We start from the raw sequence: 13,591 nt of genomic DNA, 5'->3' as shown, positions 1-13,591 counted from the left end.
GCTCATGGAGTGGCCTCCCACGCGTCGCCGTCCGCGGTCACCGTGGCCCCGCCGCTACGGCGGGCCGTCAGCACGGTCGCGCCGTACCGATACCGCGCCCCGTCCACCGCGGGGATCAGCCGCGCCAGCCGTACCCGGCCACGACCGTTCGGATGGGCGGCCAGAGCCGACAGCATGTCCGCCGCCGCCGCCACCGCGGCCGAACCGGTCACACCCGCCGAGCCACGGTCACCCGCATCGACCTCCCACGAAGCCAGCACATCGTCATCTTGATCGGGAAAGTCCGCCATGCCGGATTTCGGCACGGGACTAGGATTTCTCACGGGTCGCAGCTCCTCTGCGATCAAGGCCCCGGCCGGTGCGCCATCACCGGGTCGGGGCCGCCCAAGGCCAGGACGTTTCGGCGCTCCCTATGACCATCGGAACCGGTCGTCCCGGCGGACGACGGTGTCACTCATCCCGGTCGTGTCGGAATCGGTCACGCGCGGGAGCGGACCCGGTCACGCGACCGGGTCCGCGCCGCCCAGCCACGACGAGCGGTCTCCCCACAGAGCCGCTGCAGATGGTGACTCTCCATGGCTGGAGACAGTAGGGGCACCACCACCTGCGAATCTCACCACTGTGAAATCGATCGGATGCACATGGTGAGCATCAGTGCGGGATGCCCATGCGCGCGGCCATCCCTCGCAGTTCGCGGCCTGCCGTCCCTGGGAGGGGCTGGTTGAGCAGCACGCCGACCGTCTCCCTGACGGGTGCGGAGTTGCGGATGCGCTGGGGGGCGATGTGCTCCGCTCGGCGTAGCCATCGGACGGCCTTTTGCCGGGTCTTCCGCTCCCGGGCCAGGGCGCGTCCGACATCCGCCAGCATGTTCGCGTGTCGGCTCTGCCGTACGGCGAGCCTGCTCTCATCGATGCCGTTGGCGAGCGCGAGCACCCTCTCCCCGCTCTCGCCGCGTTCGGCCATGGACAGGTGGCTCTTGCTCACGCCGACGCGATCGGCCAGCTCGGCGAGCGTCATTTTCCGCCATTTACGGAGCATTCGGAGCCGAGCTCCGATGGTGGCCTCATCATTCATCAGCCCGGCGCCTTCCTGCGCGTCTCCTCGACGTCAGGCTACGGCGCAGTGCCTTTCCCAGCGGGGTCGGACGCCTCTCGCAGGCCGGCGCTGGGGATACGGCGTGCGTATGGGCACTTCTGTGGATATCTAGGTGATAGGGGAAAAGGCAGCCACGTTCGTTTCCGTGGTACGCGGCCTACCCGCTTGAAGGGGAATCGGCGAGGGGCGGGCGGGGGCGATCGTCGCATGTCATGAGACATGAGCCCGGCGGCGGTGGGCTCACGATGAGCGATGCGGGCGAAAGGGTTATATCAGTGTTCGAGTGGGGGCGATCGACGGCGATACGGTTTCCGGGTGATCGGCCGGGCAGGGCGGCGGTGGCACCGGGGGATGCGGGTACTCCGCCGGGCCGTCCGGATCTGGTCAGGAGCCCCAGCAAAGCATGGGTATAGCTTGTATCCGCTCGTACTGGAGACGTTTGAAAGCGGGCCGCAGACATCTGCTTTATAGCAGGCCGTACCCTTTGGTCTAAGATAAGAGTGTGCTTGACCGAGACGGACCGATACCGCTATACGTGCAGATCGCCCAGATCATAAAGGATCTGATCAAAACCGGCGATCTCCAAGCAGGCGACCCCATGCCGAGCGAAGCGCAGATCGAGGCCGAGTACGGCGTCGCCCGCACCACCGCGCGCCGGGTCGCCAGGGAGTTGCGCGAGCAGGGCCTGGTGTACACCGTCCAGGGTGAGGGCACCTTCGTCGGCAGGCCAGGGTTGCCGCGTACGCGGCGGAAGACGCCGATGTACCAGCAGATCGCCAACGACATCGTCGAGCGCATCCGCGGCGGCGAGCTGGCCCCGAATCGGCCGATCGCCAGTGAGAAGACCCTCATGCAGCAGTACGACGTGGCCAAGGTGACCGCTCGCCAGGCCGTGGACTACCTGCGGCAGCAGGGGTGGGTGTTCACGGTCTCCTACCGGGGCAGCTACGTCACGCAGCCGGACAAATGGCCCGACGGAGCGGGCGACGGCATGGCGTCGACCACCCGGCACACCGACTGACCTGCTCCCCCCGCCGCCTTCGCGACCGCCCGTCAGAACACCGGGATGATGTCCTCCGGGTCGATGATGTCCACTTCGACGCCCTCGATGTCCAGTTCCGGGATGGCCGGGAACTCGATGCCCCAGCGGGCGACGATGGTGCGGATGCGGGCCATGGCCACGCGCCAGTTCTCCGCCTGTTCCTCGTATGACAGGACGCCCAGCCCGGCGTCGCGGGCGTGGTCCATCAGGACGCGGTGGTTGGGCATGAAGTACGGCGGAAGCTCCCAGAAGCCCTCCGGCGGCTCCCAAAGGATCATCGAGAGGAACACGAACCCGGCGCGCAACTGGCGGGTGATGGTGGTGCGCACGTCATCGGTGAGACCGGGCCAATGGTTCTCCAGGATGGTCATGCAGATCTGCAGGTGTCGCGACTCGTCGCGGCCGATGCGCTGGAACATGTCGCCGAACACCGGGTGCGTGGTACCCGAGGACATGCCGCGGAAGAGCGTGGACGCGGCCATCTCGCCCATCATGAAGCTGGTGAACAGCACGGGGAGGGTGTACTTCCCGACGGCCATGTTGTAGCCGGTCCAGTAGCGCCCGCCGTTGTGGTAGAGCCAGGCGATGTTGTTGTGGGCCGCCTCCTCCAGGTCGTCGGACGGGGCCCAGTCCAACGGGCCGCCCGGCCAGAGCCGGGCGATGGTGCGCTGGCAGCATTCCTCGTGGTTCATCTCGTCTCTGGTGATCGAGAAGAAGCACTTACGAACGGGATCTTCCTCGTGCTTTTCGAAGGCGTGGATGGTGGCGCGGGCGAATACCGCCGGGCCGCTCGCGTCGAAGTTGGCGAGGACCGAGAACCAGTACATGATGCCGAGCCGCTGCTCGCGGGTGAAGTCGGCCGGGTCGAGGGACTCCCACGGCAGGTCGGCCGGGTTCCACACCACCTTCTTGGACTTCTCGTAGATGGCCGCGAGTTTCTCCGTCTCGACGCGCCACTCCATCGGATAGATGTTCGGCTGGGGGATTTCCGGCGCCGGCCAGAATCCGCCCTCCGGAATCGTGAGGTCCGCCATTTTCACCCCTCCTATTACACACCTGCCCCCAATCCTCTGCCTCAATGTCACATCTTTCAAGCACGACTGCGCTGGGTCACCGCGACGCACACCAGGACGGCCAGCGCCCCCGCCACCGTCTCCCATCCGATCGGCAGGGCCAGCAGCAGCCACGACCACGCCAGTGTCAGGATCGGCTGGCCGAGCTGGATCTGCCCCGCGCGGGCGATCCCGCCCAGCCCGAGCCCGGCGTACCAGGGGATGAAGGCCAGGAACATCGACACCACCGACACATAGGCGAACCCGGCGACCGCCGGGGCGCTCGGGGTGATCTCGGTGGTCAGGGACAGGACGACGGTGACCGGCACCGTCACGGGCAGCGAGACCACCAGCGCGTAGGAGACGACCCGCCAGCCCGGTGTCTCCTTGGAGAGCCTGCCGCCCTCGGTGTATCCGGCCGCCGCGGCCAGCATGGCGGCGAACAGCAGCAGGTCGGCCCCGGTGAAGTGGCCGCCTCCCCGGTAGAGGGTGAAGGCCGTGATCGACGCGGCTCCGGCGGCGCAGGCCGTCCAGAACAGCGGCCCCTGCCGCTCCCCTGCCCGCAGCACGGCCAGCACCGCCGTCGCGGCGGGCAGCAGGCCGACCACCACGGCGCCGTGCGCGCTGTTCGCGCCGAGTGCCAGCGCCAGGCCGGTGAGCACCGGGAAGCCGAACACGATCCCGAGCGCGATCACGGTGTAGAGGTGCAGGTGACGGCGCGGCGGCAGCACCGGGCCGCCTGCGGCCAGCAGGCAGAGCAGCGCGATCGCACCGGCCACGGCGGCGCGGCCCACACCGACCAGGGAGGGGTCGAAGCCCCGCAGGGCGAACTCGGTGGCGGGCAGGGTGACGGAGAAACCGAGCACGCCGAGACCGGCGAGCGCCGTGCCCCGCCAGGCCGTGCCGGTGACCGCTATCGGACGTTCGATAGTAGCGCTACTCTTAACTCTCATGAAACACGATAGCAGTACTGCTTCCCTGGCGGCGGTGCTGCGCCGCACTGTCGACGGCCTGCGCCCCGGTGACCGGCTGCCGCCGAGCCGTGAGCTGGTGCGCGTCCACGGCGTGAGCCCCGTGACGGTCTCCCGTGCGCTCGGTGTGCTGGCCGCCGAGGGCAGGGTGGTCACCCGTCCAGGGAGCGGCACCTTCGTGGCGCCCCGCCCGGCCGGGCCCAGGGCCGACAGCGCCGACCTGTCCTGGCAGACCGTCGCGCTCGACGACCGGGTCGTGGACGCCTCCGACGTGACCGCGCTGCTGGTGCAGCCCTCCCCCGGCACCCCAGACGACGCCGTCGCGCTCACCGGCGGCTACCTCAACGCGTCCCTGCGCCCGGCCAAGGCGCTGGCGACGGCCGCCACACGGGCCGTACGGGGACCGTCCGCCTGGGACCTGCCCCCGCTGAACGGCATCGCAGAGCTGCGGCGCTGGTTCGCCGCCGAGGCCGGGGGCGACATCACCCCGGCCGACGTGATCATCGCCAGCGGCGGCCAGGCCGCGCTCACCCACGCCTTCCGCGCCCTCGCCGTCCCCGGGGCGCCGGTTCTCGTCGAGACCCCGACGTACCCGGGCGCGCTGGCCGCCGCGCGAACGCTCGGGCTGCGGGTGCACGCTGTACCGACCGATCGGTACGGCGTGCGCCCCGACCTGCTCGCCGAGGCGTTCGCGGTGACCGGCGCCCGGGTCTTCTACTGCCAGCCCACCCTGCACAACCCGACCGGCGCGACCCTGCCCCGCGACCGGCGTGAGCAGGTGCTCGCGGTGGCCAGGGCCGCCGGAGCATTCGTGATCGAGGATGACTACGCCAGATATCTGACCCTCGCCCCGGTTCCGCCGTCGATGGTGACCATGGACGCGCACGGCACGGTCGTGCACATCAACTCGCTCAGCAAGGTGGTCGCACCGAGCGTCCGGGTCGCGGGCGTGACCGCGCGCGGCCCGGCGGCGCACCGGCTGCGCGCCGCCCAGGTGGTCGAGTCGTTCTTCGTGGCCCTGCCGCTACAGGAGACGGTGATGGAGCTGGTCGGCTCGCCGTCCTGGGGCAGGCATCTGACCGCGCTGTCCGCCCAGATCACGGCCCGGCGCGACGCCCTGGCGGCGGCGCTCGCCGCGCGGGCGCCCGAGCTGGAGATCCACCTGATGCCGCAGGGCGGGCTGCACCTGTGGCTGCGGCTGCCGCCCGAGACCGACGACGCGGCCCTGGCGGACGAGGCGCGGCGGGCGGGCGTCCTGATCAACGCGGGCCGGATCTTCTACCCGGCCGAGCCGCCCGGCCCGCGCATCCGGGTCACGCACATATCCGCCGCCAACACCGCGGAACTGGACGAGGGGGTCCGCCGCCTGAGCATGGCGCTACGCGCCCGGCTCGGCTGACCACCCGAGCACCCGAGCACCCGGCCACCCGGCCACAACGCCACCGAAGCCCCGCTCCACCCGACGGCGACGCCGCCGGGGGTGGCCGCCGCGCCTCCAGGGTGGGGGACGTGCGCTCCTCCGGGCCCCTGACACCCCGCTGGCGTAGGGTGTCCTGCGGAGGTGACCAGGACGATGGCGAGCGCCGCCGAGCTCGTGCGCGACTTCGTGAACACCTACGACGTCGAGGGCGACCTCGACGAGTTCGCGTCGCCCGCCGAGCTGACCGTGTGGCTGCGCGAGCACGCCCTGAGCGGGCCGGCCGACCGGGCCACCGAGGACGACCTGGCGCTGGCCGTGCACCTGCGGGAGGGGTTGCGCGCGGCGCTGCGGCAGCCGCCGGGCGGGCGGGCCGTCGAGATGCCCCCCGACGGCCTTGAGAGCGTCCTGTCGGGGCTCCCGCTGCGGATCGGCATCACCGGTATCGGGCCGGTCCTCGTGCCGCTCGGAGCGGGAATCCGGGGCGGGCTCGCGGCCGTCGCGGCGGCCGTGGCGGAGGCTCGGGCCGACGGCGTGTGGGCACGCCTGAAGGTGTGCGCGGAAGACTCCTGTCGCTGGGCGTTCATCGACGCGTCCAAGAACCGTTCACGCTCCTGGTGCTCTATGAAAGTCTGCGGCAATCGCACAAAAACTCGCGCTTACCGCGCGAGACAGGGAGTCAACCGCCGTACACGTCCTTCTTGACCTCGATTCCCCGATACGGTTGGGGGGCCTGCACCGCGGATCCCGCACGCCGGACAGGGGTCCCCGGCACCAGGTTCAGGCACGACGGCATTGCGAAGGAGCGGGGCCGAGATGGCAGACGTAGGCGTGCGGGCGGCACGCCACGAAGACGTGGCGGCGGTGACCCGCACGCAGATCAGAGCGTGGCGCTTCGGCTACCGCGAGTTCCTCCCGGAGGGGCCGCTGGAGCAGATGACCGGGCCCGCGGCCGAGGAACTGTGGCGCAGCCAGTGGGAGGAGGCCGTTGACTCCCCGCCGACGCGACATCATCGGCTGCTGGTGGCGATCCAGCGAGTCCTCGACACCGACGCGTTCCCCGCGCTCGGGCCGGGCGGCATCGCCGCCGCCGAGGCGATGCCGCCGCCGGAGAAGGTGGTCGGCCTGGCCTCGTCCGCCCCGGCGGAGGATCCCGACACCGACCCCACGGTCACCGCCGAGCTGTTGTCGCTGCTGGTCGATCCCGACCACATCAGACGCGGCCATGGCAGCCGGTTGCTGCACGCGACGGTCGACCACCTCCGCGAGGACGACTTCACCATGCTGATCGCGTGGGTCTTCGCCGACAACCACGCCATGCTGGCCTTCCTGGAGTCCTCCGGCTGGGGCGAGGACGGCGCGGAACGCGTCCTCGACATGGGCCGCCCGGTCCGGATGGTCCGCATGGCCACGGACATCCGCCCGTGAGGCTCGCGCCACACCCCCATTCCCCCAACGCGTCCGGCGGAAGACGGTGATCCGATGAGCGAGACGACCTCCGCCACCCCGCGTCAGTGGGTGGCGGGCGCACGTCCGCGCACCCTCCCGGCCGCCGTGGTCCCCGTCGTGGTCGGCACGGGTGTGGCGGTCTCCGAGGGCGGCGCCGTCTGGTGGCGGGCGCTGCTCGCCCTGGCGGTGGCGCTGCTGCTGCAGATCGGCGTCAACTACGCCAACGACTACAGCGACGGCGTGCGCGGCACCGACGACGCGCGCGTCGGGCCGATGCGGCTGGTCGGCTCTGGGGTGGCCGCGCCGCGCGCGGTGCTCGCCGCCGCGTTCGGCTGCTTCGCCGCCGCCGCCGTCGCCGGGCTGGTCCTGGTGGTGGCCACCGGGGCGTGGTGGCTGGTGGCGGTCGGCGCGGCGTCCATCGCCGCCGCGTGGTTCTACACCGGCGGCGCACGCCCGTACGGCTACCGCGCGCTCGGCGAGGTGTCGGTCTTCGTCTTCTTCGGCCTGGTCGCCGTGGTGGGCACCACCTACGTCCAGGTGGAGGGGCTGCCCTGGCTCGCCGTGGCCGCCTCGGTGCCCGTGGGGCTGCTGGCCTGCGCGCTGCTGGTGGTCAACAACCTGCGCGACCTCGGCTCGGACCGCACCGCGGGCAAGCGCACCCTGGCGGTCGTGCTCGGCGACGCACGCACCCGGGCGCTCTACACCGCCACGATGCTGCTGCCGTTCGCCGTCGCCGTCGCGCTGGTGCCGGTCCGCCCGCTCGCCGCGCTGACGCTGCTCACCCTGCCGCTGGCGCTGCGCCCGGTGCGCACCGTGCGCCACGGGGCCACCGGCCCGGCGCTGATCGACTGCCTGCGCGACACCGGACGGCTGCAACTCGTGTTCGGCCTGGCACTCGCCGTAGGCCTCGCCGTCTGAACGTGCGACCCTTGAAGGCGTGAACGACTTCATCGCCGGACTTCCGAAGTGCGAACTGCACCTGCACATCGAGGGCACGCTTGAGCCCGAGCTGAGGTTCGAGCTGGCCGCGCGCAACGGCGTCACGCTGCCCTACGCCGACGTGGCACAGATGCGCGCCGCCTACGCCTTCGACGATCTGCCCTCGTTCCTGCGGGTCTACTACGAGGCAATGAACGTGCTGCGCACCGAGCCCGACTTCTACGACCTGGCCATGGGCTACCTGCGCAGGGCGGCCGAGCAGAACGTCCGCTACGCGGAGATCTTCTTCGACCCGCAAGCGCACACCTCGCGGGGCGTGCCGTTCGACGTGGTGATCCGCGGGCTGCGCCGGGCGCTGCTCGACGCCGAGACCACGCTGGGGGTCAGGGCGCAGCTCATCATGTGCTTCCTGCGCGACTTCCAGGCGGAGTACGCCATGGCCACGCTGCTCAGCAGCCTGCCGTACCGGGAGTGGATCGCCGGGGTGGGGCTCGACTCCGACGAGAAGGGCAACCCGCCGGCCAAGTTCGCGGCCGTCTACGAGCGGGCCAGGCGGGAGGGCTACCTGCTGACCATGCACTGCGACGTCGACCAGGACAACGCGACCGAGCACATCCGCCAGGCGATCGAGGACATCGGCGTCGACCGGATCGACCACGGCGTCAACGCGCTTGAGGACCTCACCCTGGTCGAGGCGATCAGAGATCGCGGCATCGGCCTCACCGTGTGCCCGATCTCCAACCGCTACGTGACCGGCTCGACGAAGACCGAACAGATCAGGCGCATGCTCGACCTCGGGCTGCGGGTCACGATCAACTCCGACGACCCGGCCTACTTCCTCGGCTACGTCTCGGAGAACCTCGCGCTGGTCGCGGAGGAGCTGGAGCTGACCAGGGAGGAGGTGGTCAGGCTGGAACGCAACGCCTTCGAGATCGCCTGGCTGCCCCGGCACGTCAAGAACCGCTACCTGGCCGAGCTGGACGGCCACCTGGCCCGCGCCTGACGGGTAAGCGCTGATCAGAGGTCGAGCAGGTGCTCCAGGCCGACCGTCAGACCGGAGGGCAGGTCGCGCACGCGCCGCACGCCGAGCAGCACGCCCGGGGTGAACGAGGTGCGGCTGGTGGTGTCGTGGCGCAGGGTGAGGGTCTCGCCGTCGGTGCCGAGCAGCACCTCCTGGTGGGCGATCAGCCCGGCCAGGCGCACCGAGTGGACGCGCACCGCGTCGACGTCGGCGCCCCGGGCGCCGTCGAGGGAGGTGCTCGTGGCGTCGGGTGAGACGCCGAGCCCGGCCTCGGCGCGGGCCCGGGCGACCAGCTCCGCCGTACGGCGGGCCGTGCCCGAAGGCGCGTCGGCCTTGTTCGGGTGGTGCAGCTCGATGATCTCGACCGAGTCGAAGAACCGGGCCGCCTGCTGGGCGAAGCGCATCATCAGCACCGCCCCGATACCGAAGTTGGGGGCGATCAGCGCGTTGGTGCCCGGATTGGCGGCCAGCCACTTGCCGACCTGCTCCAGCCGGGCGTCGTCGAACCCGGTGGTGCCGACCACGGGATGCACCCCGTGCTCGATGCACCAGCGCAGGTTCTCCATCACCACGTCGGGGTGCGTGAAGTCGACGACCACCTCGGCCGCCGACAGCTCCTCGATCGCGTCGCCCTGGTCGAGCGCGGCCACCAGGTCCATGTCGTCGGCCGCGTGGACCGCCTTGCAGACCTCTACTCCGACGCGCCCGCGGGCGCCCAGCACACCAACCCTGATCACAGCCCCAACCCTATCGGACCCCGATCAGCCGATCACCGAGGAGAAGTCCTTCTTCCCGTAAGGGCCGATCACGGCGAGGGTCATCGGCCGCTCCAGCACGTCGCGCCCGACCGCCATGATGTCGTCGGCGGTGACCGCGTCGATCCTGGTGAGCACGTCGTCCACCGACAGCAGCCGATCGTAGACCAGCTCGCTCTTGCCGATGCGCGACATCCGCGACCCGGTGTCCTCCAGGCCGAGCACCAGCCCGCCACGCATCTGGCCCTTGCCCCGGGCGATCTCCTCCTCGCTGATGCCGTCCGCGGCGATCCTGGCGAGCTCGTCCCGGCAGATGGTCAGCACTTCGTCGATCTTGGACGGCAGGCAGCCGACGTAGACCCCGAACTGCCCGGTGTCGGCGTACTGGGAGGTGTAGCTGTAGGCCGAGTAGGCCAGCCCGCGCTTCTCCCTGATCTCCTGGAACAGCCGCGAGGACATGCCGCCGCCCAGGGCCGCGTTGAGCACCCCGAGGGCGAACCTGCGGTCGTCGGTCCTGGCGATGCCGGTCGTGCCGAGCACCAGGTTGGCCTGCTCGGTCGGCCGGTCGAGCACCCGGACCCCCGACCTCGCCGCCACGCCGGGGCCGCTCAGCCTGGGCAGCACCGGCTCGCCGGCGCCGCCGAGCGCCCCCGCCCGCTCGTACGCCTCGGCGACCAGCGCCACCACGGCGTCGTGGGAGATGTTGCCCGCCACCGAGACCACCGTGTGCGGCGGCCGGTAGTAGCGCTGGTAGTACTCGGCGATCCGGTCGCGGGAGAGATCGGAGATCGACTCGACCGTGCCCAGGATGGGACGGCCGATCGGCGTATCGCCGTACAGCTCGGCGGAGAACTGCTCGTGCACGACGTCGGACGGATCGTCGTCGTGCATGGCGATCTCCTCCAGGATCACCCCGCGCTCGGACTTGACGTCCTCTTCGGTGATGAGGGAGGAGGTGACCACGTCGGCGAGCACGTCGATGGCCAAGGGCAGGTCCTCGTCGAGGACCCGCGCGTAGTAGCAGGTGTACTCCTTGGCGGTGAACGCGTTGATCTCGCCGCCGATGCCTTCGATGGCGGCGGAGATCTCCAGCGCGTTCCGCCTCGGGGTGCCCTTGAACAGCAGGTGCTCAAGGAAGTGAGTGGCCCCCGTGTGCTCGGGGGCCTCGTCTCGCGAGCCGATGCCGACCCACATGCCGACCGCGACGGATCGCACGGTCGGCATGGTCTCGGTCACCACGCGCAGACCACCGGGCAGGACGGTGCGCCGTACCGTCCCGGCGCCGTCCTTTCCGGGATGCAGAGTGAGGGTATTCACTGATCGGCTCCTCGCGGGCCCGGTGGGGCGGCCGGTCACCCGGCCGCCGTCAGGACCGCCCTGTCGATGCCTCGGGGGGACGTCTGGATCGCTGTGCGGCGACGACGCGGCGGCCCGTCGGCACGGGCCGGGCGCCGATCAGGTGTTGCGGTCGTCACGCCCGCCACGGGTGCGGACGCGCTGCCTGCGCGGACGCTCCGAGCGGCCGTCCTGCTCCGCCGACTGGTCGCCACGGCCGGAACGGCCCTCGCCGCGCGGCTCCTGGTCCTCGGCGTCGTCGTCGGGCTGCTCGCCGCCGGACGGCACCTCGGCCTCGATGACCTCGACCGGCACGAGGGACAGCTTGCCCCTGGCGTCGATCTCGGCGATCTCCACCTGGATCTTCTCGCCGACGCTCATCACGTCTTCGACGTTCTCGATGCGCTTGCCGCCGTGCAGCTTGCGGATCTGCGAGACGTGCAGCAGGCCGTCCTTGCCGGGCAGCAGCGAGATGAACGCGCCGAAGGCGGCGATCTTGACGACCGTGCCCAGGTAGCGCTCTCCGACCTCCGGCATGTGCGGGTTGGCGATCGCGTTGATGGAGCTGCGCGCCGCCTCCGCCGACGGGCCGTCGGTGGCGCCGATGTAGATGGTGCCGTCGTCCTCGATGGTGATCTCGGCGCCGGTGTCGTCCTGGATCTGGTTGATCATCTTGCCCTTGGGGCCGATGACCTCGCCGATCTTGTCGACCGGGACCTTGATCGTGATGATCCGCGGCGCGGTCGGGTTCATCTCCGCCGGGGAGTCGATGGCCTCCTGCATCACGTCCAGGATCGCCAGCCGGGCGGCCTTGGCCTGCTTCAGCGCGGCGCCGAGCACGTTGGCGGGAATGCCGTCGAGCTTGGTGTCGAGCTGCAGGGCCGTGATCACCTCGTCGGTGCCGGCGACCTTGAAGTCCATGTCGCCCATGGCGTCTTCGGCGCCGAGGATGTCGGTCAGCGTGACGTAGTCGCCGCCCTCGTGGATCAGGCCCATCGCGATGCCGGCCACCATCTTGGCGAGCGGCACGCCCGCGTCGAGCAGCGACATCGTGGAGGCGCAGACCGAGCCCATGGAGGTCGAGCCGTTGGACCCGAGTGCCTCCGACACCTGCCGGATCGCGTAGGGGAACTCCTCACGCGTCGGCAGCACCGGGATCAGCGCCCGCTCGGCGAGCGCGCCGTGCCCGATCTCGCGGCGCTTGGGCGAGCCCACGCGGCCGGTCTCACCGGTGGAGTAAGGCGGGAAGTTGTAGTTGTGCATGTAGCGCTTGGTGCGCTCCGGGTTGAGCGTGTCGATCGTCTGCTCCATGCGGAGCATGTTGAGCGTGGTGATCCCGAGGATCTGGGTCTCGCCGCGCTCGAACAGGGCCGATCCGTGCACCCGGGGCACCACGTGGACCTCGGCGCTGAGCTGCCGGATGTCCTTGACGCCACGGCCGTCGATGCGCACGCCCTCGCGGATTACCCGCTCGCGCATGAGCTGCTTGGTCAGCGACCGGAACGCCGCGCCGAGCTCCTTCTCCCTGCCCTCGAAGTCGGACAGGAGCTTCTCGGCGGCCAGCGCCTTGACACGGTCGAGCTCGGCCTCGCGCTCCTGCTTGCCGGCGATGGTCAGCGCGGCGGCCAGCTCGGTGCGAACGGCGCCCGCCACCGCGTCGGCGGCGTCCTCCTGGTAGTCCAGGAAGATCGGATACTCGGCGGTGGCCTTGGCCGCGACCTTGGCCAGCTTGGCCTGCGCCTCGCACAGCACCTTGATGAACGGCTTGGCCGCCTCAAGGCCCTCGGCCACGGTCTCCTCGGTCGGCGCGACCGCGCCGTCGGCGACCAGCTTCAGCGTGTCGCGGGTGGACTCGGCCTCGACCATCATGATCGCGACGTCGCCGTCCTCCAGGACCCGGCCGGCCACGACCATGTCGAACGTGGCGCCCTCCAGCTCGGGGTGGGTCGGGAACCCGACCCAGCGCCCGTCGATCAGCGCGACGCGGACGCCGCCGATCGGCCCGGAGAACGGCAGCCCGGCGAGCTGCGTGGACAGCGAGGCGGCGTTGATCGCGACCACGTCGTACAGGTGGTCGGGGTTCAGCGCCATGACCGTCGCCACGACCTGGATCTCGTTGCGCAGGCCCTTGACGAAGGACGGGCGCAGCGGCCGGTCGATCAGGCGGCACGTGAGGACGGCGTCCTCGGACGGCCGGCCCTCACGCCGGAAGAACGAGCCGGGAATCCGGCCCGCGGCGTACATCCGCTCTTCCACATCGACGGTGAGCGGGAAGAAGTCGAGATTCTCCTTGGGCTGCTTGGAGGCGGTGGTCGCCGACAGCACCATGGTCTCGTCGTCGAGGTAGACGACGGACGAACCCGCCGCCTGGCGCGCGAGGCGCCCGGTCTCGAACCGGATGGTCCGCGACCCGAATGAGCCGTTGTCAATGACGGCTTCAGCTGTGTGGACACCCTCCACGGGGGACCTCCTCTTCAGTCGGTCTCTCCCGCGTCCTGATCTCCCCCGTCAGGTG

The 13,591-nt window shown here is 70.6% G+C and carries 13 protein-coding genes; 6 read left to right on the top strand and 7 right to left on the bottom strand.

Translation table 11 applies throughout. From position 1 onward, the window contains the following. Positions 1–2 precede the first annotated feature (2 nt). Together P3X83_RS15490 and P3X83_RS15485 are read right to left on the bottom strand one after the other, a co-directional pair. On the bottom strand, positions 3–260 hold the full coding sequence (locus P3X83_RS15490) for a hypothetical protein (RefSeq protein ID WP_277305753.1): 258 nt from the start codon (positions 258–260) through the stop codon (positions 3–5). Between the two features lie 391 nt (positions 261–651). Further along, positions 652–1,074 (bottom strand): helix-turn-helix transcriptional regulator, encoded by a 423-nt coding sequence (locus tag P3X83_RS15485; protein ID WP_277305752.1) that lies wholly within the window; start codon positions 1,072–1,074, stop codon positions 652–654. Between the two features lie 523 nt (positions 1,075–1,597). On the opposite strand from P3X83_RS15485, the gene P3X83_RS15480 reads away from it, so the two are divergent. Beyond that, a complete protein-coding gene (locus P3X83_RS15480; RefSeq protein ID WP_277305751.1) occupies positions 1,598–2,116 on the top strand; it encodes a GntR family transcriptional regulator in 519 nt (172 codons plus the stop codon). Positions 2,117–2,148: 32 nt separating this feature from the next. On the opposite strand, the gene P3X83_RS15475 is transcribed toward P3X83_RS15480, so the two are convergent. Both P3X83_RS15475 and P3X83_RS15470 read right to left on the bottom strand, forming a co-directional pair. Further along, entirely contained in the window at positions 2,149–3,171 is a 1,023-nt protein-coding gene (locus tag P3X83_RS15475; RefSeq protein ID WP_277305750.1) for a hypothetical protein, read from the bottom strand. 56 nt (positions 3,172–3,227) lie between these two features. Next, on the bottom strand, positions 3,228–4,142 hold the full coding sequence (locus tag P3X83_RS15470; protein WP_277305749.1) for a DMT family transporter: 915 nt from the start codon (positions 4,140–4,142) through the stop codon (positions 3,228–3,230). Between P3X83_RS15470 and P3X83_RS15465 the strand changes: the two genes are divergently transcribed. From P3X83_RS15465 to P3X83_RS15445, 5 genes are all read left to right on the top strand, one after another. Further along, positions 4,141–5,559, top strand: coding sequence for a PLP-dependent aminotransferase family protein (locus tag P3X83_RS15465; protein WP_277305748.1), 1,419 nt, complete (start codon positions 4,141–4,143; stop codon positions 5,557–5,559). The two genes, P3X83_RS15470 and P3X83_RS15465, sit on opposite strands and share 2 nt — an antisense overlap. A 162-nt stretch (positions 5,560–5,721) precedes the next feature. Then, positions 5,722–6,282 (top strand): CGNR zinc finger domain-containing protein, encoded by a 561-nt coding sequence (locus P3X83_RS15460; protein ID WP_277305746.1) that lies wholly within the window; start codon positions 5,722–5,724, stop codon positions 6,280–6,282. A 111-nt stretch (positions 6,283–6,393) separates the two neighbouring features. After that, positions 6,394–7,005, top strand: coding sequence for a GNAT family N-acetyltransferase (locus tag P3X83_RS15455; RefSeq protein ID WP_277305745.1), 612 nt, complete (start codon positions 6,394–6,396; stop codon positions 7,003–7,005). 54 nt (positions 7,006–7,059) lie between these two features. Beyond that, on the top strand, positions 7,060–7,944 hold the full coding sequence (locus P3X83_RS15450) for a 1,4-dihydroxy-2-naphthoate polyprenyltransferase (RefSeq protein ID WP_277305744.1): 885 nt from the start codon (positions 7,060–7,062) through the stop codon (positions 7,942–7,944). 19 nt (positions 7,945–7,963) lie between these two features. Then, entirely contained in the window at positions 7,964–8,968 is a 1,005-nt protein-coding gene (locus tag P3X83_RS15445; protein WP_277305743.1) for an adenosine deaminase, read from the top strand. A gap of 14 nt (positions 8,969–8,982) precedes the next feature. Here the strand turns inward: P3X83_RS15445 and dapB are convergent, their stop codons facing one another. The 3 genes from dapB to P3X83_RS15430 all read right to left on the bottom strand — a co-directional run bounded on the left by dapB (position 8,983) and on the right by P3X83_RS15430 (position 13,536). Further along, entirely contained in the window at positions 8,983–9,723 is a 741-nt protein-coding gene (gene dapB, locus P3X83_RS15440; RefSeq protein ID WP_277305742.1) for a 4-hydroxy-tetrahydrodipicolinate reductase, read from the bottom strand. Positions 9,724–9,747: 24 nt separating this feature from the next. After that, positions 9,748–11,058: a pitrilysin family protein gene (locus P3X83_RS15435; RefSeq protein ID WP_277305741.1), complete on the bottom strand. Its 1,311-nt coding sequence runs from the start codon at positions 11,056–11,058 to the stop codon at positions 9,748–9,750. Between the two features lie 138 nt (positions 11,059–11,196). Continuing rightward, a complete protein-coding gene (locus P3X83_RS15430; RefSeq protein ID WP_277305740.1) occupies positions 11,197–13,536 on the bottom strand; it encodes a polyribonucleotide nucleotidyltransferase in 2,340 nt (779 codons plus the stop codon). Positions 13,537–13,591 lie beyond the last annotated feature (55 nt).

Source organism: Spongiactinospora sp. TRM90649 (assembly GCF_029382225.1).
GTDB lineage: Bacteria > Actinomycetota > Actinomycetes > Streptosporangiales > Streptosporangiaceae > Spongiactinospora.
This window is presented reverse-complemented; position numbering and strand designations above follow the sequence as displayed.